Source organism: Lentibacillus halodurans, from assembly GCF_900112045.1.
In the GTDB taxonomy this organism is placed as follows: domain Bacteria; phylum Bacillota; class Bacilli; order Bacillales; family Amphibacillaceae; genus Lentibacillus; species Lentibacillus halodurans.
In genome coordinates this window covers 198,459-223,429 of record NZ_FOJW01000001.1, presented here as the reverse complement: position 1 = coordinate 223,429, position 24,971 = coordinate 198,459, and the positions used below count along the sequence as shown (strand labels likewise).

Here is a 24,971-nt window from a genome sequence, read left to right as displayed (position 1 = left end):
GAATTTAAGATAATAGAGTTGTTTGCCGTTATTCAACAATCAAGTCCGATTCTTAAACAAAGTAAAAATCACATTAGTAATGAGAGAATAATTGATACCGTATATCTTTAACGGTTAAAGATAGAATCAAGCTTTAGCCGGTAAGATCATCTCAAAACATCGTATTTAACATGTATAACACCTGTTCCTTCGATTACCTCAGTTGATTTCAACGCTACACTCTTCCCTCCAATTTGATCAAACAAACGTACACCTTTGTTTAGCAATACTGGGGCAATGTGTAGGTCCAGGCCATCTAACTGACCCAATTCAATACACTGTTGCGCGACGCTTGCAGTTCCTACACTTACATCCTTAGATCCCGCTACTTCCTTCGCCTGTTTAACCGCCTGTTCCACTCCGTCTGTAATAAAAGTAAACGGTGTAGTACCTTCAGGGGGAGTATCTGGGATACTTTGAGTGAGTACAAATACCGGAACATTTTCTAATGGGTGACTTCCTCCCCATCCATTCACGATATCGTAAGTCCTTCTCCCAACAATCATAGCACCGGTTTTTTTAGATGCTGAATCGAAAACATCCTTGTCGATGCTTGAAAGTTTAAAAAAAGAATTGGTCTGGCTAGTTTCTTCTCCAGAAAACATCCAGGCATGCAGAATGTCGCCTTGATCCCCTAAAGGTTGCTTTTGACTATCATTAGTTCCTGCTATAAATCCATCGAGAGACATCGAGATATTTAGAATAACCTTGCTCATTTCAAAACCTCCTCAGCCTCATGTTATTACACATAAGAACATTGTATTTCTTCTTGATTGCTGTATTATTGTCCCTTTGACAAACGGTAAAATTTATCCTTGGGTAATTTATACTCGCTCCACAATCTAATCCTATTCTCAAGGAGAGAGGCGCAATCCCTGTTATTACAGAATTGCGCTTCGTTTTAACCTCTTCACTCTTCATGTAAGCTTTAATTTCCATAGATAGGCAATCTTATGAACTTAATAAAAGTAAAGGAATGAATAATAATGCCACTTTAATAGATAAAACCAAAGTTAATAAATCTAATACAGCCTTTTGATACAGAGATATAAACAAAAATATGTTGTAAGGCAAAATAAACGTGCCCGGTCAGTCCATATTCCAGGCACGCATGTAGTCTGATCCGGTTTTACTTATCTGTCAGCAACTTTCTGCACAATCGCCGTCACAAGCTCGGCGATTTTCACCAGTTCGTCAACCGGAATCCGTTCATTAGTTGTATGGATTTCTTCATAACCGACAGCCAGATTAACAGTTGGGATGCCCAGACCAGAAATGACATTCGCGTCACTGCCACCGCCGCTTTTTTTCAGGCTGCTGTCACGTCCAATCGAGTTGGCTGCATTTCGAGCAACCGCCACGACTTTATCATCCGTATCCAATTTAAAACCAGGATACATGATCCGGACATCGACCTCTGCACTGCCGCCATATTCTTCTGCAACACGTTCAAAGGCCTCTTTCATTGCGGCAACCTGTTCGTCCAATTTTTCACGAACAAGCGAGCGAGCTTCAGCCAATATGTCGACCCGATCCGTAACGATATTTGTCTGTTTTCCGCCTTCAAACCGGCCGATATTCGCTGTCGTCTCGTCATCAATCCGCCCAAGTGGCATTTTGGCAATCGCTTTTGCTGCCAGGCTAATAGCTGAAACGCCTTTTTCAGGCGCAACGCCGGCATGTGCTGTTTTACCTTTCATAACCATAAACAGTTTAGCTTGTGTCGGGGCGGCTGTGATGATATCGCCGACCGTTCCATTACTGTCAATCGCAAAACCATACTTAGCGTTCAACAGTGAGCCATCCAGTGATCTGGCACCAACCAGACCGGATTCCTCCCCGACGGTAATGACAAATTGAATATCCCCATGCTGTACACCATTTTCCTGTAGTGTGCGAATGGTTTCCAAAATGGCTGCCAGCCCCGCTTTATCATCAGCACCTAAAATCGTTGTGCCATCGGAAACGATATAACCGTCTTTGATTGATGGCTTTATCCCCTTCCCAGGCACGACCGTATCCATGTGGGATGTAAAATAAATTGGGTCCACCCATGATTTATTCCCTTGCAACGTACAAATTAAATTGCCGGCGCCATGACCTGTTTCTTCCTTACTTGTGTCTTCTATGACATCCAGACCTAAATCCTTAAATTTTTTCGTTAACACTTCTGCAATTTTCGTTTCATGACCAGTTTCCGAATCAATTTGAACCAGTTCAAAAAATTCGTCAATGAGTCTGTCTTGATTAATTGAAATCATAGTGTATATCCTCCGGTATCATTTATAATGGTATATTGCCGTGCTTTTTCTTTGGTCTGTTTTCATCTTTGTGATAGAGCATTTCCAGCCCGTGTACAAGCTTGATTCTCGTTTCCCGTGGGTCAATAACGTCATCAATCATCCCAAGTCCTGCTGCCACATAGGGATTTGCAAATTTTTCCCGGTATGTGCTGATTTTTTCCTGGCGGGTTGCTTCCGGGTTCTCACTTTCAGCAATTTCTTTGGCAAAAATAATATTGGCAGCCCCATCAGGCCCCATAACAGCTATTTCAGCATTTGGCCAGGCATACACCAGATCAGCACCGATTGATTTACTGTTCAGGGCAACATATGCCCCCCCATAGGCCTTTCTTGTTATGACCGTAATTTTGGGAACCGTTGCCTCCGAATACGCATAAAGTATTTTGGCTCCGTGCCGGATGATCCCGCCATGCTCTTGTTTGACTCCAGGAAAAAAGCCTGTGACATCTTCAAATGTGACCAGCGGGATGTTAAACGAATCGCAAAACCGGATAAATCGGGATGCTTTATCACTTGAATCGATATCAAGACCGCCGGCAAGATATTTCGGCTGATTACAGACAAATCCAACTGTCTGGCCATTGATGCGTGCAAGACCAACAACAATATTTTTGGCAAAGTCTTTGTGTATTTCGTAAAAACTCCCCTGATCAACCACTTGCTTAATCACATGTTTGACGTCATACGGCCGTGTCGCATTAAGCGGGACAATATCCGTTAAATCAGGGCGTTTTTCATCATTCAGTTCAAACGGCTTCAATGGCGGTTTTTCCTGATTATTGGCTGGCAGGTATGCAACAAGATCTTTGATAGCATCAAGAGCCTCTTCTTCACTAGCTGCTTTAATATGCGCATTGCCGCTTTTGGTATTATGTACATCTGCACCGCCTAATTCCTCGGACGAAATTTGCTCACCGGTTACGGTTTCAATCACTTTTGGCCCGGTGATGAACATTTGGGATGTTTTTTCGACCATGATGACGAAATCGGTAATGGCCGGTGAATAAACCGCCCCACCTGCACTCGGGCCCATAATGACTGAAATTTGCGGAATAACGCCCGAATAAATTGAATTCCGGTAAAATACCTGGCCATATCCATCCAGTGAAGATACACCTTCCTGTATCCGGGCACCGCCTGAATCATTCAGGCCGACAAATGGTGTTCCTGTTTTGGCTGCCAGATCCATTGCAGCAGCAATTTTTTTGCCGTGCATTTCACCAAGGGCACCGCCGTAAACAGTAAAATCCTGGGCAAATAGATAGACAGCCCGTCCATTCACTTTACCATAACCGGTCACAACTCCTTCGCCGTTAGCATGCGTATTGTTCATGCCAAAATCAGTTTCCCGGTGCTCAATGAACGGGTTCAATTCAACAAACGAACCATCATCAAGCAAGTAATCAATCCGTTCACGTGCCGTCAGTTTTCCTTTGGCATGCTGTTTGTCAATCCGGTCATCACCGCCGCCAAGCTCAACCTGTCTGCGTTTATCGTATAACTCATTGATTTTATCAAACATATCCATTATTGTTCACTTCCCTCCGGATGCTGACACAATTCAAACAGGACGCCATTCGCAGCCTTTGGATGGATAAAGGCAATCTGGCTGTCATGTGCTCCTTGTTTGGGTTCTTCATTGATTAATGGAATTCCTTCTGATATTATGCGCTGAAGCCGTTTATCAAGCTTGTCTTCCTCAAGAGCAATATGATGGATTCCTTCACCCTTTTTATTCAAAAAGTGCTGAATTGGTGAATCGCTGTCAAGCGGTTCCAATAACTCAATCCTGGATTCGCCTATTTTCAGAAAAGCTGTTTTCACTCCTTCTGACTCAACTGTTTCCACACTCTCCAATTCCAGTCCAAGGGTATCCGTATAAAAAGAGAGTACTTGGTCAATCCCGCGGACGGCTATACCGATATGGGCTATTTTTTCCGGTGGTTTCAGTTTTTCTTCTTTCGGATGTACCAATTGCTTGATGTATGCCGCAAGAGCTTCCGTTGACGAACCGCTTGTAAATATTTTTTGCACACCTTCTTCCAACAAATATGGTATATCCTCAGCAGGAATAACGCCGCCGCCGACTACCGGGATATCAGACGCATTCCGTTCTTTCAAGGACTTAATTACTTTTGGAAATAATGTTTTATGTGCACCTGAGAGCGATGATAACCCGATTACATCCACATCCTCCTGAATTGCTGCCTGTGCTATTTGCACCGGTGATTGCCTGAGTCCCGTATAAATGACTTCCATTCCATGATCACGCAGAGCCTGGGCAATCACTAAAGCACCTCGGTCATGCCCATCAAGTCCAGGCTTTGCGATTAGTACACGTATTTTCCCCATGTCGCTTCCCCCTTTATAGATGACGATCAAGAGTCCGGTAAAATGACACATCACATGTTTAGTACCTTTTGAACGTTTGTGTTTTACATTCCTGTATACTCACCGAATTCGTCACGAAGTACATGACAGATTTCACCGACAGTGGCATAAACCTTTACAGCTTGTAAAATATAAGGTATTAGGTTAACACTCGAATCCTTTGTTTGTTCGCGCAATGCTTTTAATGCACGATCAACTGCATCCTGATCTCTTTCTTTGCGGGTCGTTTCCAGCGATTTAATTTGTGACGCTTCAAGTGCTTCATCCACTTTCAATAAATCCGGATTAACCTCCTCATCTAGTTTATACTGATTTAAACCAACGATGATCTCTTCCTCATTTTCAATTTTCTTTTGGGTTTCATAAGCTGTTCGCTGGATTTCACGTTGCATAAATCCTTCTTCTACAGCTTTGACAGCTCCGCCGATCTCATGGATTTGATCCAGATATTTATTCACTTCTTCCTCAATCCGGTCTGTTAATGACTCAACATAAAACGAACCGCCTAACGGATCTGCTGTGTCTGCCACACCACTCTCATTCGCAATAATTTGCTGTGTCCTGAGAGCAATGCGGGCCGATTCCTCAGTCGGCAGTGACAACGCTTCATCCCGGGAATTCGTATGCAGACTTTGGGTACCCCCCAGAACAGCAGCAAGCGCTTGCATCGTAACTCTGACAACGTTATTATCAGGCTGCTGAGCAGTCAGAGTCGATCCCCCAGTTTGTGTATGAAACCGTAATTTCCAGCTTTTCTCACTTTTCGCCTGATAATGTTCCTTCATGATCCGTGCCCAGATACGTCTTGCTGCCCGGAATTTGGCTACTTCTTCAAAAAAGTGATTATGTGCGTTAAAGAAAAATGCCAGTCTTGGCGCAAACGTATCAATATCAAGTCCTGCCTCCAGTGCAGCATCCACGTATGCCATTCCGTTGGCAAGGGTAAACGCCACTTCCTGTACAGCTGTTGAACCTGCTTCACGAATATGATATCCTGAAATGCTGATCGTATTGAATTTCGGTACATACTGCTGACAATACTCAAATATATTTGTAATTAGGCGCATCGAAGGTTTTGGTGGATAAATATATGTGCCTCTGGCGATATATTCTTTTAGAATATCGTTTTGGATGGTACCCGTAAGTTCCTCTAATGGTACGCCCTGCTTTTCCCCGACAGCAAGATACATACAGAGTAAAACAGATGCCGGAGCGTTGATCGTCATCGACGTACTGACTTTATCAAGCGGGATCTCATCAAGCAGTTGTTCCATATCGTGCAGTGAGTCGATGGCAACCCCAACTTTGCCGACTTCACCTTCTGCCATGATATCATCGGAGTCATAGCCGATTTGTGTCGGAAGATCGAATGCAACGGATAAACCCGTCTGTCCCTCCTCAAGCAAATAGCGAAACCGTTTATTCGTTTCCGAAGCTGAACCAAACCCTGCGTACTGCCGCATTGTCCATAATCTGCTCCGGTACATGGTCGGCTGAATTCCGCGGGTGTATGGGTATTCACCCGGATAACCCAGTTTTTCTTCATATGCTTCATTCTCTTCAGGGTGATACAACCGGTCAATTTCCAAATCAGACGACGTTGTGAAAGACGCTTTACGTTCCGGGAACCGCTTTAATGTTCTATCAACAGCTGACTCCCAACTTTCCTTGTTAGATGGAAATGCATGATCACTCATAAACTCAAAACCCCCTGTTTTCAATTAATGACAAAGATTCGTTTAATCGCACTTGTCCAATTCCGCAAGAAAAGGTAAAATACAAGTCAGGAAAAGGACTGAAGGAGGAATAAAATTGGCTTCAAGAAGAAAATCCAAACGCGAACGCAGAATAAAAGTCATCATATATATTATGATTCTGGCAATGATTCTTTCAACACTAACGATGGGCCTGTCAATGTTCATATAAAGACTCCTGCAATACCAGAGCTGGTGCACAACCTTAGATGGGGAGAAGCCAGTGAAAAAAACCATTTCAGTATCTGGAATAAGTTTGAAAAGACTGGAATTCACGCTATTCCGGTCTTTTTTTTAACCGCTTTTTGCCAGTAACATCACTTTTTTTAAACTTTTTCTTCAACAACAGATAATCTTCTATTTCATGCAGTAGATGGAATAAATTGGCCCTTGTTTCAAACTCTTCCTTCGTTTTTGGCAGTTCTTCCTGATCAAATGATTTCTGCAGCTGCTCTAATTCATCCAAATAAAGAGTTGCCGTATTGCCCGGATGCACGGCGTCACCAAGTTTCTCAAAAAAATCGGCAATTTTTAGCGAGATTGAATCCCTGTTCGGCAGTCTGCTTACTAATGGAAGCATTTTTTGCAGCAATTCCAGCTGTTTATTTCGCATCATGAAATAATCGTAATACGGGTGCTTATTTCGCAATAAATGGTTTTCCTTATCCAATGATACCAAATTCATGGCATCTTGTAATATATCCTCACAAATACTTAATTCTTTTCCGTCCCAATTTTCATTTTTATTGCGTATGTATAAAGCGATTTCATTCAATATGATCTGAAAATGGTTTTCCAGTTCATCTTGTTTTTGTTTTAATTGATTGTCCAGACTTGGCATATATAAATTGACGAGTAATGCCGTTCCGATTCCAATGATAATGATTAAAAACTGATCTATTATAAAAGAATATGAAATATTATGGGCGCTATATAAATTTAAAATAATAACTGAACTGGTAGCAATTCCTGGTGTAACCTTCAGCCACACCGTTACGGGTATGAAACAAATAAGCATCGAACCGATAACAATAGGGTGATACCCGATCAATTCGAAAAATATGACTGAGAATATAGCTGCAACGGCACAAGCCAAAAAACGATGCCATGCACTCAGTACAGATCGTTTTCGTGAAGGCTGGATGCAAAGAATTGTTAATATACCTGCAGAAACGAAATTCGTCAAACCCAAAACCTGTGCAATTGAAATGGAAATCGGTGTTCCTATAGCTGTCTTAATGGTACGGGAACCAATTTTCACATCAAATTCTCCTTAGAAAGTTATACGACTCATGCATTTTAGAAAAACTCAAAGCTTCACCAATATAGCGAATACTGAAGTTTTTCTTGTATGAAACCATCATCTATATTTTCTGACGTTAGAACAAAATGAGGCTGACCCGTTTTGTTTGAGACAGCCTCATCTGATAACCTCATGATGTTTACATTTCTTTACAATGTTCATCAAACACGTTTTGCAGCTTGTCGACTACATCCATTGCACTGTAGCCTTCTATGTCAGAGCGTTCAAGCATTGTAACGATTTTCCCGTCCTGCATAAATGCAAAAGAAGGTGATGAAGGTGGGTAGCCTTCAAAGTACTCTCTCGCCTTCTCAGTAGCTTCACGGTCTTGTCCGGCAAATACTGTGACGAGATGATCAGGCCGTTTATCATAATGAATCGCATTAGCTGCAGCGGGACGTGCAACACCACCGGCACAGCCGCATGTCGAGTTAATCATAACTAATGTGGAGCCTTCACGGTTCAATGCTTCATTAACAGACTCAGGTGTCGTTAACTCTTCATATCCAGCTTCCCGTACGTCTTCCCGAGCAGCATTTACGACATCGTTCATGAACAGATTAAAATCCATATGAACATCCATCCCCTTTTAAATTATAAATTGGCATTGCCTATCACTAGGTTATCAATTTTATTTGGAGAATTCAATTCAGATAACTTCTGTTCCAAAACAGGATATCTTATGAACCCCTTTTAAAAATCAGCTGATTCTCCTCTGCCCAACATGACTCCTATTAAGGAGGGGCTAAGTCCGAGTTTTAATAGATATTGGTTGTATTTGCATTGGTATGTTCCACCATTTCCTTTACCCTTGCCAAAAACTGTCCGGCAATCAATCCATCCAATACTCTGTGGTCAAGGGATAAACATAAGTTTACCATGTCACGGGCAGCAAACATATCGTTAATAATGACCGGCCGTTTTACAATTGATTCGACCTGTAAAATGGCAGCCTGTGGATGATTGATGACACCCATTGACTGAACAGAACCAAAAGATCCGGTATTATTAACCGTAAATGTTCCCCCCTGCATATCATCTGAAGTTAACTTTCCGCTGCGTGCCCGCATTGCCAGATCGTTAATTTCTCTTGCGATACCTTTAATACTTTTTTCATCTGCGTTTTTAATAACCGGTACAAAAAGCTCCTGGTGTTTTGCTACGGCAATGGATAGATTAATGTCCTGATGCTGAATAATTTTATCCTCAGCCCATGTGCTGTTCAATTGCGGGAATTCTTTCAGTGCCTGTGCAACAGATTTCACAAAAAATGCAAAGAATGTAAGACTGTATCCTTCTTGTTGTTTAAATTCGTTCTTAATCTGATTACGGTAACTGACCAAATCCGTAACATCTGCTTCAACGGCCATCCACGCATGTGGTATCTCCTGTGTCGACCGCACCATGTTTTGTGCAATTGCCTTCCGTACACCGGTAACCGGAATTTCAGTACCACCCGATTTTGCTGATGCTTGCTGCTCAGGCTGCGGTGACGTTGAAGGTTGAATCCCGGGAGCTTCTATATTACTTTGCGGGGTGGTTCTAACCGATTTGTCTCCGGAGACGATTAATGTTTCGATATCTTTTCTTGTGATCCGTCCTCCCTGTCCTGTGCCGTTAACCTGCTCCAAATCAATGTCATGTTCCTGTGCAAGCTTTAATACAGCGGGTGAGTAACGTCTTTTCATGGACTGTTCTCCTGCAGCTTCTTTCCTGGCTGTAGTCTGTTTTTCTTCAATTTGTTCGGATGGCGCGGATTCACCTTCACTATCTGATGAACTGTTCTCTATATTGATATAGCACATGAGATCGCCAACCTGGATGGTATCTCCTTCCTGCGCTACAAGTTCCTTGATAACCCCTGTAAACGAAGACGGAACCTCGGCATTGACTTTGTCGGTCATGACTTCCGCAATCGGATCATATTTTTTGATTTTGTCCCCTGCACCGACAAGCCAGGAGCTGATCGTGCCTTCTGTGACACTTTCTCCAAGCTGCGGCATGTTGATTTTTTCAGTTGCCATCTTTCCCCCTCCTTTAATTGTTGTTCATTTAATCTTAAAATTCCGCCAGGTCACGAATAGCATTTTCGACTTTATCAGGATTAATCATAAAGTATTTTTCCATCGTTGGTGAAAATGGCATTGCTGGTATCTCAGGACCAGCAAGACGCTGGATCGGGGAATCCAGTTCAAACAGGCAATTTTCAGCAATAATAGCTGCCACTTCTCCAATTATACTGCCCTCTTTATTATCTTCGGTAATCAGCAGAATTTTTCCGGTCTTCTGAGCTGCTTCAATGATCGCTTCCTGATCCAGCGGGTATACAGTCCGCAAATCAAGAATATGCGTGTCTATTCCTTCTTCCTCCAATTTTTCAGCTGCCTGAAGCGCAAAATGAACAGACAAGCCATACGTGATAACAGTGACATCAGAACCTTCTCGTTTCACATCTGCCTTTCCGATTGGAAGCACATAATCATCTTCCGGAACATCACTTTTCAGCAAGCGATAGGCCCGTTTATGCTCAAAAAACAGCACTGGATCATTATCACGAATGGAAGCTTTCAAAAGACCTTTTACGTCATATGGTGTCGATGGTATAACAATCTTCAGTCCAGGCTGGTTGGCAAACACTGATTCAACAGATTGTGAATGATATAACGCCCCGTGTACGCCGCCACCGTATGGAGCTCGGATAGTCATCGGTACGTTCCAGTCGTTATTGGAGCGATAACGCATTTTGGCTGCCTCTGAAATGATCTGGTTGACAGCAGGCATGATAAAATCAGCAAACTGCATTTCAGCGACTGGCCGCATACCATACATGGCTGCTCCAATGCCGACCCCTGCAATAGCAGATTCCGCAAGAGGGGTATCAAGCACACGATATTCGCCAAATTCATCATGTAACCCCTTGGTGGCACCGAATACGCCACCTTTTTTGCCAACATCTTCCCCTAAAACGAATACTTTTTCATCACGCTGCATCTCTTCCTGTAAAGCAGCTGTCACTGCCTGAATATACGACATTACTGGCATTCGATTTCCCCCCTACTCTTCATATACGTATTGAAGCGCAGATTCCGGTTCAGGATAAGGAGCACTTTCCGCGTAATCGGTCGCCTCGTTAACCATATTGTCTATTTCATTGCTGATTTCCTGTTCCGCATCGTCCGTCATAATTCCCGCTTCCTTTAAATAAGCTGCAAACGAAATAATCGCATCTTTTTTCTTAGCTTCCTCTACTTCAGAACTCTCACGGTATTGACGATCGTCATCATCACTTGAATGTGCCGTAAACCTGTACGATACTGCCTCTATCAAAGTTGGACCTTCACCATTCATGGCACGTTCCCTCGCCTTTTTAACTTCTTGGTATACTGCCAGCGGATCGTTGCCATCAACGGTTACCCCCGGCATGCCATAACTTTGTGCACGATCGGAGACATTGTCGCTGGCAATTTGTTTATCCAGCGGAACCGAAATCGCATATTTATTGTTTTCGACCATTGTGATGACAGGTAAATGATGGACACCGGCGAAATTCAGCCCCTCATGAAAATCACCTTGATTTGATGAACCTTCACCGAGCGAAACGAACGATGCAAAATCTTTCTTTTCCATTTTGGCAGCCAGGGCTACCCCAACTGCATGCGGAAGCTGGGTTGTTACCGGTGAGGACTGGCTTAAAATTCGGTTTTTCTTCTGACCGAAATGACTTGGCATTTGCCGCCCTCCTGAATTAGGGTCTTCCGCTTTAGCAAACGCCGAAAGCATCAATTCTTTTGCCGTCATGCCGAATGAAAGAACGACACCCATATCCCGATAATACGGTGCGACATAATCTTTGCTTCGATCCAGGGCGAATGAAGCGCCTACTTGTGAGGCTTCCTGTCCCTGACACGAAATAACAAACGGAATTTTTCCGGCGCGATTCAACAGCCACATCCGCTCGTCAATTTTGCGCGCCAAAAGCATGTGTCTGTATATATCCACTGCTTGTTCGTCCGTTAAACCTAATGAATTATGGCGATTTGTTGCCATCATACTCCCTCCCCATTAATTATCCGTGAATCTGTTTTCCTTCTACAGCCATTGCTGCTTCACCCATCACTTCAGAAAGTGACGGATGCGGATGAATACTTTGTGAAACTTCCCATGGTGTTGCGTCCAGCACCTTAGCAAGACCAGCTTCAGATATCATATCGGTGACATGCGGTCCAATCATATGCACACCAAGCAAATCTTCGGTGTTTCGATCGGCTATGACTTTGACAAACCCATCCGATTCTCCATGAACCAGCGCTTTACCAACAGCTTTGAATGGAAATTTCCCGGTTTTGACATCAAATCCTTGTTCGGTTGCCTGTTTTTCGGTCAATCCGACACTGGCAACTTCCGGATTGGCATATATACACGATGGAATTTTGTCATATTCAAGTGGAAGCGGGTTTTGATCCGCCATATGTTCTACAGCCACAATCCCTTCATGTGAAGCAACATGGGCAAGCTGCATGCCGCCAATGACATCCCCGATCGCATAGATGTGTGATTCCTTCGTCCGGTAAAATTCATTTGTGTGAATAAAACCACTGTCAACGACTATATCTGTATTATGCAGCCCGATATTGGATGTATTTGCTTCACGCCCGACAGAAACGAGCATTTTGTCAGCTGCAAACGTTTCATTTGAGCCGTCTATTTCAGCCTCTATCGTCACACCATTTTCTCTTTGCAGTGTCCCGGGGAGTACGCTTGCTCCTTTGACAAAATGAATGCCCTTTTTCTCCAATAACGATTCAACTTCCTTGGCGACAGCCTCATCTTCCGTTGGTAAAATTTGATCAAGATATTCGACAACGGTCACGTCAACACCGAAATCAGCAAGCATCGATGCCCATTCGATACCGACGACACCTCCGCCCACAATGATCATGGACGATGGCAATCCTTCCATATTTAAAGCTTCATCAGAACTCATCACAAATTCCCCATCAATTTCAAGGTCTGGCAGTGTCTTTGGTTTGGAGCCAGTGGCGATCAATACATTTTTGGGAACAAGCATCGTGTTCTCATCACCATTTTCATATTCAATAGACACTGTTCCAGGCATTGGGGAGAAAATACTAGGTCCCAGTATGCGGCCAAAACCTTCATATACATCAATTTTACCTTTTTTCATCAGCCCCTGTACACCTTGGTGGAGTGTTTGGACAATACGGTTTTTCCGCTCTTGCACTTTTGGAAAATTTAACGTTATACCGGTCGTGTCTATCCCATATTCACTGGCTTCTTTTGTCTGTTTAAAAACTTCGGCACTCCGGAGCAGAGATTTGGATGGTATACAGCCCCGATGCAAGCACGTTCCGCCAAGCTCACCTTTTTCAACGACGGCAACCTGCATATCAAGCTGTGACGCACGGATTGCTGCCACATATCCGCCTGTCCCTCCTCCGAGAACGACTAAATCATATTCTTTCGCCATTATTGCACGCTCCTCTCTATTTTAGTTAGCAAGGTATTCTCTTGCTGATTCTTCTCCCCGCAGCACACGCAATGCACCTTCGTTCAGTGCCTGTAATTCATCCTCACCAGGGTAAATAATCGTGTCAGCAATCCATCCGACCCGATCCGTGATCAGATCTGTAAACCTTTTTCCATAAGCCAATCCACCGGTAAGAACGATCGTATCCACATCCCCTTCAAGCACGGCACTCATTGATCCGATTTCTTTGGCAATTTGATAGGCCATGGCATCATAAATATGGGCTGCATAGTGATCACCACTGTTAATCCGTTGTTCTACCTCAACGGCGTCATTTGTATTGAGATAAGCCATCAGACCACCCTGCCCAACAAGCTTTTTCATCAATTCATCCCGGTAATATTGTCCTGAGAAACACATGGAAACCAAATCACCAACAGGAGTGGTACCAGCCCGTTCCGGGGAAAATGGTCCATCTCCATGCAGACCGTTGTTGACATCGATCACTTTCCCATTTTTATGTGCCCCAATTGTAATACCACCGCCCATGTGTGTGACAATTAAATTCAGATTGATATAATCTTTTCTGATTTCCTTCGCCGCTTTCCTGGCTGCAGCTTTTTGATTTAATGCATGAAAAATACTTTTCCTCGGGATTTCCGGAACCCCGGACACCCTGGCGATTTCACTGAGCTCATCCACTACGACCGGATCCACAATAAAAGACGGAATGTTTAACCCATTAGCTATCTCATACGCGATAATCCCACCTAAATTCGAAGCGTGTTCTCCGTTGTAGCCCAACTTCAAATCCTGCAGCATTGATTCATTGACTTGATACGTCCCGCCTTCAATCGGGCGCAGAAGGCCCCCGCGGGCACAAACAGCATTCAATTTGGAAATATTGATACCTTCATAATCCAGCTGTTCCAGTAACGCACGTTTGCGAAACGCATATTGATCAATAATGTGCTGATATTGAGACAGTTCTTCCATGCTGTGACGTATCGTTTTTTCAAAAATACAGTGCTCATTGTCAAAAACACCGATTTTCGTTGATGTTGAACCCGGGTTAATGACTAAAACCCTTAATGGCTTCTGTGACAAAGCAATTTACCTCCAACTCCCATACGTGTTATCGCCTGCTTAGTATGTGGTGACCATTCAATAAAAATGGACTGCGTGATGCCCGTAACGATTGGATCCGCTCCTCTGCCAAACGGTCAGCAGCGGCGTAAGTTGGTATTTGATCCCGTTTTGAGATTTCAAATACTTGCATTAAATTATCATATATTGTTTCCACTTTTTTCATGGCTCTTGTTTGATTATAGCCATTCAATTCATCGGCTACATTAATCACACCACCGGAATTGATAACGTAATCAGGTGCATAAACAATCCCCATTTCATGAATCATATCCCCGTGGTCTGTTGTTTTAAGCTGGTTATTCGCGGAACCGGCTATTACTTTTGCTTTTAATTGCGGAATGGTTTCATCATTTATGGTTGCTCCAAGCGCACATGGTGCATAAATATCACAATCGGCACTGTAAATATCATCTGGATCTACAGCTTTGGCGCCGAAAGTATCCACTGCATGTTTCACAGCCTCCTCATGAATATCGGTGACGATTAAATGGGCACCTTCTTCATGTAAATACTCACACAATGCAAAGGCCACATTTCCAATCCCTTGAACTGCAACGGTTTTTCCTTCCAGTGAGGCATCACCATACGCTTCCATCGCCGCCGCCTTCATCCCTTTATAAACACCATAAGCTGTAACAGGTGATGGATTTCCTGATGATCCTGATTCAGGTGACACCCCTGTAACAAAGTCTGTTTCCATATGGATTAAATCCATATCCTGAACGGTTGTCCCTACATCCTCTGCCGTGATATACCGTCCGTTCAGGCTTTGAATATACCGTCCAAAGGCGCGGAACATTTCGGGACTTTTATCTTTTTTCGGGTCCCCGATAATGACTGTTTTACCTCCGCCAAGATTCAGGCCTGCAGCCGCATTTTTGTACGTCATACCTTTCGCCAGCCGCAGTACATCCTCAATTGCATCCGCTTCGGAATTATATGTCCACATTCTTGTTCCGCCAAGTGCCGGTCCAAGTGTTGTATCATGTATAGCAATAATTGCCTTCAATCCGGAATTTTCATCCTGGCAAAATACCAGCTGTTCATAATCATAACTCTCCATATACTTAAAAATTTCCACTATGATGTCCCCCTTAATCAATCAATAAAGTTCGCTGCAGTATGTGTGCAGCTTCCAGTAAGTTCAAAAAGTTTTTGCCGATGCCAAAGCCAGTGATAAGGAATACAATTTACTTTCACTGGAATCGGCTCGCGAAGTCAGAACGATCGGTGCGCTCGCGCCGCTAATGACACTTGCCACTTTTGCACCCGCAAAGTACATGAAAGATTTATATAGCATATTGCCTGTCTCAATTGTCGGCACCATAAGTATATCCGCATTTCCCGCCACCTCGGAGTCAATTCCTTTCTGACGGGCAGCATCTGCAGATATGGCGTTATCCAGAGCCAAGGGCCCATCAACTGTACAACCTCTGATTTGCTGGCGCTTTTGCATCTGAGTAAGTGCTGCTGCATCAATGGTTGCCAGCATCTCATCATTAATAACTTCTACAGCAGCAAGCACAGCCACATTTGGTTTTTGTAAACCAATGCCATGTGCAACTTGCACTGCATTTTTAATCATATTCGTTTTTCCGTCCAAGTCAGGTGCAATGTTCATCGCAGCATCCGTTAAAAAGAGTAGCCGGTCCTGATTGGGAATTTCAAATAATGCAACATGTGATAAGTTGTTTCCGGTTCTTAATCCGGTTTCTTTATCAAGCACTGCCTTCAGTAATTTTTTTGTTGATATATTTCCCTTCATCAAAATATCTGCTTTGTGATCGTGAACAGCTTTAACGGCTGCTGTTTGAGGATTGTGCTCCGTATGAACAATTGCTGCCGCTTCTGTTGACAAGTCAAGATCAATTTCTGCAGCATGTTTCCGCACACCATCCTCAGCTGCGAATAATAAAAACGAGCACAACTTTTCTTCAATAGCTTTTTTGACTGCTGACAACACCTCTTTATCCGCAGCATTGGCCACAGCAACAATCTGTTTTTCTTCAGATTTTGCCTGTTCCATCAGCTCACTTAAATGTTGCATCAGATCACTTCCACCCCCACGTTATACTTGCAAAAATCGTGCCAATCACTTTATCATTGAAAGCGCTTTATATGCGTCTGCCGGACTATGCAAAAAAATGCATTTATGAAAAATATTGCATGCCATCTTTTTCAATGCGATGTTTTTCAAGTTTGTAATAGAGATTTCGTATCGATATTTTTAAAGCTCTGGCGGTTCGGGTTTTATTGTAATCATGTTCTTGTAAAACTTTCGTGATATATTGTTTCTCATACTGTTCCATAGCGTGTTGCAATGTGTCATTTGCTCTGGTGCCCTCTCCCAACGGCTGGGAAGACTCCATTAATGTAGTTAAGTTTGGAATATGTTCTTTTCGAATCACTTCTTCGTTCATATCCATATAGATCATAGCCCTTCCAATAATATTTTCTAGCTCACGGACGTTTCCAGGCCAATGGTATTGTTTTAAATAAGCAATTGCCTCTTCATTAATTGCTTTCATATTTCTTCCATAATCCTGATTAATCTTTTGTATAAGATAATCAATAAGTTCCGGTAAATCTTCTATACGTTCTTTAAGCGATGGAATATAAATCGGCAGCCGGTTTAAACGATAGTATAAATCTTCCCGGAATGTTTTGTGCATAATCGCTTTCTCGAGATTAACATTCGTTGCCGTAATGACTCGGACATCTATGGCTGCAGGCGTGGTTCCGCCAACCCGGATAATTTCACCCTCCTGCAGCACACGAAGGAGTTTTGCCTGCATGTGAAGGGATAGTTCACCAATTTCATCCAGAAATATACTGCCCATATTTGCCTCTTCAAATAACCCCTTTTTGCCTCCTTGTTTTGCCCCTGTGAAGGCTCCTTCCTCATAACCAAACAGTTCACTTTCCAAAATGTTTTCTGCAATTGCTGCACAGTTCACCCGGATAAATTTATAATGTTTGCGGTCACTTTCATTATGTATAGCATGTGCAAACAGTTCTTTTCCTGTACCGGATTCTCCGCGCAGAAGAACGGTTGCTGGTGTTTTAGCTCCCACTTTAGCTTGTTCAAGAGCTATTTGCATCTCTGCAGAGGAGCCAATGATATCATCAAATGTATATTTCGCTTCTAGATTGCGGATGATCTGCCTGGCACGTTTCAGTTCACTTGTCAGGGTCTGAATCTCGGAAACATCATGCAGAACTCCTACACTGCCTTTTATTTTTCCGTCAACGATAACGGGCGCAACATTAACGAGCACCTCTTTTTTGGCAGGTCCCACTTTCATACGGACTCTCCGCACCGCCCGTCGTGTCTGCAGCACCTTCATATGCATACTTTCGCCCTCTGATATATCTACATTGGCAGGTTTACCGAGGATATCAGCCTCTCTGAGCCCCGTGATGCGTGTATAAGCGGGATTGATCATGATCCCGGTTCCATGCTCATCAACGACAGATATAGCCTCATCTGAGGACTGGATAATCGCTTCAAGCAGTGTTTTGATTTCTTTGAGATCCGTATTTTCTTCCGCGAGATTCATGACCTCGGTTATATCTTTAAAAACCGCAAATGCACCAAGCATCTGTTCTTCAGCATTTATAATCGGAATTCTGGTTGAGATAACCTTTTTCCCATTTTCCAGAAGAAGTCTTTGATTGACTTCTTTCCTACGGCTGCGCAAAATATGAGGGAGTCTCGTATCAGCAATAATTCCCTTTATATCCTGACCAATAAATCGTTCTTTTGGTATCCCTACAATCCGTTCCGCACTTTTGTTGACGAATTGGACAACCTCCTGATTGTTCACAACAATCATTCCATCATGGATATTATTGAGAATTAATTCCTGATTATTGGTCTGCAATTTCAGCCGCTCCAGCAATGATTCCTTTTCTGCCATCAACTCGGTGATAATGTAGGCAACACTGCCCGGGATAATAACTGTTTTTCTGTTTCGTTTTTCAACCAGTTGGTCGAGTACATGTTCATCACCAGTGGCCTCTACAATGATATCGATATCTTTATTGATCCATTTATCAAAGTTCGTGCCTGCGGGAATTCCATATTCTGCTGCAATTTTCAAGCCTTTCGCATCCGGATTAATATCCGTAATGCCGACAATATTCATTTTCTTCGTGTTATATAAAATTTCCAGCAATGCACTTCCGCCTTTTCCTGCTCCGACAATCAGTACACGTTTCATAGGACCCCCCCATTTTGCAATAAATTGCATGATTCAAGCATACGTGATTATGCATTTTTAAGCAAATATATCACGATACTCGGCACTAAATTTCGGCAGTGTGTTCATATTTTCCGTGAATTTTGCTATACTTAGAGAAGTCTGTTTTACATATCATGCGTGTTTAAAAAGGAGGGTTTTAACCGGACTTTTTGAACGGCCTCATAGAGGGGAAGTATAGAATCATGATTCGTATCATTGCGGTACTGATGTTGCTTATTCCCGGACTTATTTCCGCTTACGGCATAAAATTAATGCGCGACACGCTATTCAACGATTTTCACCCGATTTTTTTCCACATAGGCATCCAATTTTTTGCAGGTTTTCTGTTTTTTTTGGGTGGGGTTGCATTTATCGGCGGTTTTATTGTTTATCGGGATAAAAAAAAGAAAAAACAACGCGAAGATAACTAATACAAATCATCATATTAATATTGATCTATGGAGAGGTGTAGCATGAAAGTAGCAAAATTTGGGGGAAGTTCTGTAGCAAACGGCGAACAGATTGAGAAAGTCGGATCAATTATTGCCGATGATGCAGAACGTAAATTTATAGTTGTTTCAGCTCCCGGAAAACGGTTCCCGGACGATTCCAAAATGACGGATCTTTTAATTGGATTGGGTATGCTTGGCATTCAAAATGAACCTTTCAATCATGAATTAGCCAATATTATGGACCGTTTTTCCGAGATCGTAAATGAGCTTCAAATTCCTCAAACGATCCTGGCTGATATTGAACAATCCATACAAAATGTCCTGAACAGCGATACTTCTGATCAAATGAAAACGGATCGATTGAAATCAATTGGTGAAGACAGTTGTGCTAAAATCGTCAGTGAGTATTTGAAAACCCAAGGATTAAATGCACATTATGTTAATCCGAAAGAAGCAGGGATTATTGTCAGCAATGACCCTGGGAATGCTCAGGTGCTGCCGGAAAGCTATACAAAATTATATGATATGCGCAAACGAGATGGAATCATGGTTATCCCCGGCTTCTTTGGCTTCACAAATGATGACCGGCTAATGACCTTTCCTAGGGGTGGATCAGATATTACCGGATCCATCGTTGCTGCAGGAGTAGAGGCAGATTTATATGAGAATTTTACGGATGTTGACTCCGTCTATGTCGTTGATCCAAGGGTTGTCAATAACCCTGAAAAAGTAACCAAGCTGACATATAAAGAAATGCGTGAATTGTCTTATTCCGGATTCGGTGTATTTCACGATGAAGCACTCATGCCAGCATTTCAAGCAGAAATACCTGTATGCATTAAAAATACGAATAATCCGGGCAGCCCGGGTACGATGATTGTTTCAGACAAAGACCCAGAGTCAAGGTGTGTAGTCGGCATTGCTGCTGATACAGGGTTCTCAAATTTATATGTAAGTAAATACTTAATGAACCGGGAAATGGGTTTCGGACGCAAATTATTGCAAATCCTGGAAGAAGAATCCATTTCCTTTGAACATGCCCCTTCAGGAATTGATAATATGTCCGTTATCATCCGTGATAATCAGCTGACTGCCGAGAAAGAACTCAATGTTATTAATCGTATTAAAAATGAATTGAATCCGGAAACCATTTCAATTGATTACGGTTTCGCTATGATTATGGTTGTCGGTGAAGGTATGATGAGTGCCGTCGGCATTGCCGAAAAATCGACGGCAGCATTTGCTGAAGCCAATATCAGCATTGAAATGATCAACCAGGGATCATCCGAAGTATCGGTCATGTTCGGTATACGGAAAGATAAACTGGACTTAGCTGTAAAATCGCTTTATAACAAGTTTTTTCAATAAAAAAGCTGTATGCGATCAATTGATTGCATACAGCTTTTCCTTTTTAGCTTGCCTTATGCTCCAACCGCAGACGATCAGCAACCATTGCGATGAATTCACTGTTAGTCGGTTTGGCTTTGGAAATATTGACCGTATACCCGAATAACGCCGAAATGGATTCAACATTACCGCGGCTCCATGCAACTTCGATTGCGTGCCTGATGGCCCGCTCTACTCGGGATGCGGTTGTATTGTATTTTTTGGCAATATCCGGATAGAGTACTTTGGTTATTGATCCAAGAAGTTCTATGTCATTATAAACCATCGTAATGGCTTCTCTTAAATACATGTATCCCTTAATATGTGCAGGTACGCCAATTTCATGAATAATATTCGTTATATTCGCTTCCAGATCCTTTTTCCTGCGTTCTTTGCCATTTACTTTTTTCGGTGCTGTCTGTTTAATGGATTTTGTTCCTTGAACCTGACGGATCTGTTCAGCTAAATTATCCAGTTCAAATGGTTTCAAAATAAAATATGAGGCCCCTAAATCAACCGCTTTTTTCATGACCTCTTCCTGACCGAAAGCAGTAAGCATGATGACATTTGGATCATGCTCCCGTTCTGACTCGCGAATTGTATTTAATACACCCAGGCCGTCAATATGCGGCATAATAATGTCTAAAACAAGTACATCAGGATCCGTTTCTTCCAGCATTTCCAGACATTCACGCCCATTATAGGCAATCCCCATAACCTCAATATCCTGCTGGCCTTCAAAATATTCTTCCATTAATTCAACAAGTTCCCGATTGTCGTCCACCAAACAAACTGAAATTTTTTCCACATTAATTTCCTCCTTTGATTCGAGCTTTCTCCACGTAATATATTCGACACAAGTTCCAAATATCCTTTTTTTATTTAAAAAACATTAAAATTTTTTCTATATGCTTTTTTTTACTTCAATTTACTTCGAATATCGATTCGATTCGATAAAATATGACACAAACTGCCTGTATTTGTCGAAAAATCTTTATAATTTAATCAATTATAACATAAAGTGAAACGCAGATCTGTTTTTTGATTTATGTTCTTGTGGTTGGGAATTTACGGACGGTGTGCAATAAATGCTGTATAAAAAATGACTTGCTACAGGTGTTTTACCTATAACAAGTCATTTGGATTCTCATCCATTGATTGTATTTACTTCAGCCCTGAATCGGGATCAACTGTCCATTGATCAACTTGCTTCTTCCTGTTCAGCTTCCTCTTTCACCTCTATACCAGCTTCCTGAAGCATCCACTCAATATGGACACCATAACCGCTCGTCGGATCATTTACAAAAACATGTGTAACAGCGCCAATGACTTTTCCGTCCTGAATAATTGGGCTGCCGCTCATTCCCTGTACGATTCCGCCTGTTTCATTCAGTAGTTCATCGTCGTTAATTTGTATAACCATCCCTTTTTTGGCAGGAAACTTCTGTGGTACACTGCTTACGACCTTCACATCAAATTCTTTGACTTCCTCGCCTTCAAGGACTGTTAAAATTTTTGCCGGTCCCTCTTTTACTTCATGTGACAAGGCTATTGGCATCGGTTCGTCATATTTGCCATTAGATATTGGTTTATTTAATTGGCCAAAAATACCAAAAGGACTGTTTTTGGTAATGCTGCCAATCTTTTCGTCCTGCATGGAAAACTTCGCTTGTTTTTCTCCCGGTGTACCGTGATTGCCTTTTTCAATCGACGTTACGTTTGAACGGACAATTGATCCGTTATGGATTTCAATCGGTTTTTGTGTATCCATATCAGAAATAACGTGACCGAGTGCACCGTAGTTTTTCGTTTCGGGGTCATAAAACGTCATGGTACCAATCCCTGCCGCCGAATCCCGAATATATAATCCAATCCGATATTCATCCTCTTTTTCGTCTTTTACTGGATCCAATGTTGTTTCAATGGTTTCACTGTCCCGTTTTAACGTTACATTCAGCTTTTTATCCTCTTTTCCAGCTTCTTCTACAAATGGCTTTACATCTTCCATTTCTTTAACTTCTTCTCCGTTTATTTCTAAAATGACATCACCAACCTGAATGTTTGCATCCTCACCCGGGGATACTGTTCCACTTTCACCCTTAATTTGATGGTGACCTACAACGAGTACGCCGAGTGTATGAAGCTGCACACCGATTGACTGCCCGCCTGGAATGACTTCGATATCCTCCAGTACTGAAACATCAACTTTTTTGATTGGCATCCCCGCGGCCTGGTAAATCAGCTCACTATTCCCGGGTTCTTTCGCATGGAATTCTGTGGAATCAATCGCCTGAAGACTGTCTCCTGAGGAATCGACCGTCACATGTTCGCCAAGTGCCGGCATATTTATAGGTGATGAAACATTATCAAAAGCCACAACCTGATTAGGAATGGAAAGATAATGGTTTACCGGTGTCATAAAAGGTACTGCCAAAATGGTTATCAGAAGCAGGATACCTGTTAATAGCCGAATTTTTCGCTGATATTTCACCCAATTCACTCTCCTCATCCTAACCCCATACCAATTAATTTTTTTCTCTGTATTTCTAATTTGACCGAACGGAACTTGTTTTAAACTGGTGAAATTCAAGAAAAGATGTGTAACATTTCCTGTTATATAACCTGAGGTGTAAAATATGGTCTATCGTGAAGAACGATATGATTTTATGTTGAAGATCAAACGTAACTTATGCTTTATGAAGTACCCAAAAAGCCAGATAGTATAAATTCTGGCTTTTTTTCGTCATTTATCCAATATGTTTTTTGGATTTTGAGGCTGATTCAAGCAGTTCCGTTGCATGATTTTTTGCGGTGTCGGTTAATGTGCTGCCTGTTATCATACGTCCCAATTCGTTGATTTTTTCATCTTTGGACAGCTCCTCAACAATTGTTGAGGTACGGTTGTTTTTTTCATGTTTTTGGATTCGCTTGTGTGTATCTGACATAGCAGCAACTTGCGGCAGATGCGTAATACATAATACTTGTGACTGGCTGGAAATTTGCTGAATTTTTTCCGCTATCGCCTGAGCAATTCTGCCACTAACACCGGTATCCACTTCATCAAATATGACACTGGTTATCCCTTGGTGTTTGGCGAATATTCGTTTTAAAGCAAGCATAATGCGTGACAGCTCACCACCTGAGGCAATTTTATGCAATTGTTTTAACGGTTCGCCCGGATTGGTTGATATTTGAAAATGTATAGAATCCAATCCATTCCGGTGCAGTTTTATATGTTCCCCTGCTTTTTCTTTCGAATCAAATGAAACCGAAAAGGAGGCTTTTTCAAGATATAGGTCTTTTAATTCTTTATGAATATCTTCACTCAAAGATTGTGCAGCTTTTTTGCGTAAGTCATGCAGTTGCTTTGCCTCCAAAAAAGCATCATGATACATTTCGTCGATTTGTTGTTCCAGCTTGGACAAGTGCGAATCCTTATTCGTGATTTCTTCTAATTCTTCTTCAATTTTTCCAAGATACTCCAAAATATCATTGACTGTTGCACCATACTTTTTCTTCAATCGGCTGATTTCATTCAATCTGGATTCAATTTCATTGAGTCGCTGCGGATCGTATTGCAGCGTTTCCGTATAATTTCGCAGCGCATACATTAATTCTTCAATCAAAAAATAATGATTGGACATTTCTTCAGCTTTTTCCGCAATGAACGTATCGTAATCACTGTTGTTTTGAAGTGCGTGGTTGGCCATATTTAGCCAATCCAATCCCTTTTGTTCACCGTAAAGCGCATTGTAGGCGTCCTGCAATCCACTATAAATGCGTTCAAAATTAGCAAGCTGACTGCGTTCCTCTTCCAGATGTTCATCTTCATCCGGAACAAGGTTAGCTTGTTCGATTTCATTCTTCTGGAATTTCAGCAAGTCGAACCGCTGAGATATTTCCTGTTCATTTTCACTTAATTCTTTGTGCCGTTTTTGCAGCCTTGAAAGTTTTTCAAATAACCGCATGTATTCATTTTTTGCTTTTGTTATTTGCTTTTCATCATATAAGTCCAGCAATTGAATGTGATTATCGGCATCCAATAATGACTGGGTCTCATGCTGGCTGTGTATATCAATTAAATGCTTGCCAAACTCTTTTAAGATGGCAAGCGTAACCAATTTGCCATTAACCCTGCAAATGCTTTTTCCACCCGACGTCATCGTCCGGTGTAAAACAACCATTCCATCCTGGATGTCTATTCCATAATGTTTTGCGGTCTCATATATGTGATGAGTGTCCGAATCCAGGATAAAGAGACCCTCAATTTCCGCTTTCTTTGTTCCATGACGTACATATTCAACAGATCCGCGGCCGCCAGCCAGTAATTGAACGGCATCGATGATAATCGATTTTCCCGCTCCCGTTTCACCGGTCATCACTGTCAGACCCTCATTAAATGTGATGGATATTTTATCTATAATCGCAAAATCCTGAATTGATAATTCTGTCAGCACATATG

General features: G+C 42.2%; 21 protein-coding genes. 3 read left to right on the top strand and 18 right to left on the bottom strand.

Annotation, left to right across the window (positions count from 1 at the left end; translation table 11 throughout):
* Positions 1–146 precede the first annotated feature (146 nt).
* From BM195_RS01175 to BM195_RS01150, 5 genes are all read right to left on the bottom strand, one after another.
* Positions 147–755 carry a dihydrofolate reductase family protein gene (locus BM195_RS01175; RefSeq protein ID WP_090232381.1) on the bottom strand — a complete coding sequence of 203 codons (609 nt, stop codon included), beginning with the start codon at positions 753–755 and terminating at the stop codon, positions 147–149.
* A 417-nt stretch (positions 756–1,172) separates the two neighbouring features.
* A complete protein-coding gene (locus BM195_RS01165) occupies positions 1,173–2,300 on the bottom strand; it encodes a M20/M25/M40 family metallo-hydrolase (RefSeq protein ID WP_090232376.1) in 1,128 nt (375 codons plus the stop codon).
* A gap of 22 nt (positions 2,301–2,322) precedes the next feature.
* The gene (locus BM195_RS01160; RefSeq protein ID WP_090232374.1) at positions 2,323–3,870 is read right to left on the bottom strand and encodes an acyl-CoA carboxylase subunit beta; all 1,548 of its coding nucleotides are present in this window, start codon (positions 3,868–3,870) and stop codon (positions 2,323–2,325) included.
* Positions 3,870–4,694, bottom strand: a complete 825-nt coding sequence (gene mce, locus BM195_RS01155; protein WP_090232371.1) for a methylmalonyl-CoA epimerase — start codon at positions 4,692–4,694, stop codon at positions 3,870–3,872. Before mce ends, BM195_RS01160 begins: the two co-directional genes overlap by 1 nt.
* A gap of 83 nt (positions 4,695–4,777) precedes the next feature.
* Positions 4,778–6,430, bottom strand: a complete 1,653-nt coding sequence (locus tag BM195_RS01150) for an acyl-CoA mutase large subunit family protein (RefSeq protein ID WP_090232369.1) — start codon at positions 6,428–6,430, stop codon at positions 4,778–4,780.
* 115 nt (positions 6,431–6,545) lie between these two features.
* Between BM195_RS01150 and prli42 the strand changes: the two genes are divergently transcribed.
* Complete coding sequence (prli42, locus tag BM195_RS18180) at positions 6,546–6,659, top strand: stressosome-associated protein Prli42 (RefSeq protein ID WP_170848111.1); 114 nt, start codon at positions 6,546–6,548, stop codon at positions 6,657–6,659.
* 105 nt (positions 6,660–6,764) lie between these two features.
* On the opposite strand, the gene BM195_RS01145 is transcribed toward prli42, so the two are convergent.
* From BM195_RS01145 to BM195_RS01100, 10 genes are all read right to left on the bottom strand, one after another.
* Positions 6,765–7,748 (bottom strand): aromatic acid exporter family protein, encoded by a 984-nt coding sequence (locus BM195_RS01145; protein ID WP_090232366.1) that lies wholly within the window; start codon positions 7,746–7,748, stop codon positions 6,765–6,767.
* A 181-nt stretch (positions 7,749–7,929) separates the two neighbouring features.
* Positions 7,930–8,361, bottom strand: coding sequence for a BrxA/BrxB family bacilliredoxin (locus tag BM195_RS01140; RefSeq protein ID WP_090232363.1), 432 nt, complete (start codon positions 8,359–8,361; stop codon positions 7,930–7,932).
* A 187-nt stretch (positions 8,362–8,548) separates the two neighbouring features.
* A complete protein-coding gene (locus BM195_RS01135) occupies positions 8,549–9,814 on the bottom strand; it encodes a dihydrolipoamide acetyltransferase family protein (protein ID WP_090232361.1) in 1,266 nt (421 codons plus the stop codon).
* Between the two features lie 34 nt (positions 9,815–9,848).
* Entirely contained in the window at positions 9,849–10,832 is a 984-nt protein-coding gene (locus BM195_RS01130; RefSeq protein WP_090232360.1) for an alpha-ketoacid dehydrogenase subunit beta, read from the bottom strand.
* Positions 10,833–10,844: 12 nt separating this feature from the next.
* On the bottom strand, positions 10,845–11,837 hold the full coding sequence (locus tag BM195_RS01125) for a thiamine pyrophosphate-dependent dehydrogenase E1 component subunit alpha (RefSeq protein WP_090232357.1): 993 nt from the start codon (positions 11,835–11,837) through the stop codon (positions 10,845–10,847).
* 19 nt (positions 11,838–11,856) lie between these two features.
* Positions 11,857–13,278 (bottom strand): dihydrolipoyl dehydrogenase, encoded by a 1,422-nt coding sequence (gene lpdA, locus BM195_RS01120; RefSeq protein WP_090232355.1) that lies wholly within the window; start codon positions 13,276–13,278, stop codon positions 11,857–11,859.
* Between the two features lie 21 nt (positions 13,279–13,299).
* Positions 13,300–14,385, bottom strand: a complete 1,086-nt coding sequence (gene buk, locus BM195_RS01115) for a butyrate kinase (RefSeq protein WP_090232352.1) — start codon at positions 14,383–14,385, stop codon at positions 13,300–13,302.
* A gap of 28 nt (positions 14,386–14,413) precedes the next feature.
* The gene (gene bcd / locus BM195_RS01110; protein ID WP_090232349.1) at positions 14,414–15,508 is read right to left on the bottom strand and encodes a branched-chain amino acid dehydrogenase; all 1,095 of its coding nucleotides are present in this window, start codon (positions 15,506–15,508) and stop codon (positions 14,414–14,416) included.
* A 63-nt stretch (positions 15,509–15,571) separates the two neighbouring features.
* Positions 15,572–16,474: a phosphate butyryltransferase gene (gene yqiS / locus BM195_RS01105; RefSeq protein ID WP_090232345.1), complete on the bottom strand. Its 903-nt coding sequence runs from the start codon at positions 16,472–16,474 to the stop codon at positions 15,572–15,574.
* A gap of 103 nt (positions 16,475–16,577) precedes the next feature.
* Entirely contained in the window at positions 16,578–18,650 is a 2,073-nt protein-coding gene (locus BM195_RS01100) for a sigma 54-interacting transcriptional regulator (RefSeq protein ID WP_090232341.1), read from the bottom strand.
* A 224-nt stretch (positions 18,651–18,874) separates the two neighbouring features.
* Here BM195_RS01100 and BM195_RS01095 point away from each other — a divergent pair, with 224 nt between their 5' ends.
* Positions 18,875–19,102 (top strand): DUF2627 family protein, encoded by a 228-nt coding sequence (locus tag BM195_RS01095; protein ID WP_090232338.1) that lies wholly within the window; start codon positions 18,875–18,877, stop codon positions 19,100–19,102.
* Positions 19,103–19,144: 42 nt separating this feature from the next.
* Positions 19,145–20,491 carry an aspartate kinase gene (locus BM195_RS01090; protein WP_090232336.1) on the top strand — a complete coding sequence of 449 codons (1,347 nt, stop codon included), beginning with the start codon at positions 19,145–19,147 and terminating at the stop codon, positions 20,489–20,491.
* 43 nt (positions 20,492–20,534) lie between these two features.
* Here the strand turns inward: BM195_RS01090 and spo0A are convergent, their stop codons facing one another.
* From spo0A to recN, 3 genes are all read right to left on the bottom strand, one after another.
* Complete coding sequence (gene spo0A / locus BM195_RS01085) at positions 20,535–21,317, bottom strand: sporulation transcription factor Spo0A (RefSeq protein WP_090232334.1); 783 nt, start codon at positions 21,315–21,317, stop codon at positions 20,535–20,537.
* Positions 21,318–21,710: 393 nt separating this feature from the next.
* Positions 21,711–23,018 (bottom strand): SpoIVB peptidase, encoded by a 1,308-nt coding sequence (gene spoIVB, locus BM195_RS01080; protein WP_090232332.1) that lies wholly within the window; start codon positions 23,016–23,018, stop codon positions 21,711–21,713.
* Positions 23,019–23,256: 238 nt separating this feature from the next.
* A complete protein-coding gene (gene recN, locus BM195_RS01075; RefSeq protein WP_090232330.1) occupies positions 23,257–24,966 on the bottom strand; it encodes a DNA repair protein RecN in 1,710 nt (569 codons plus the stop codon).
* Positions 24,967–24,971 lie beyond the last annotated feature (5 nt).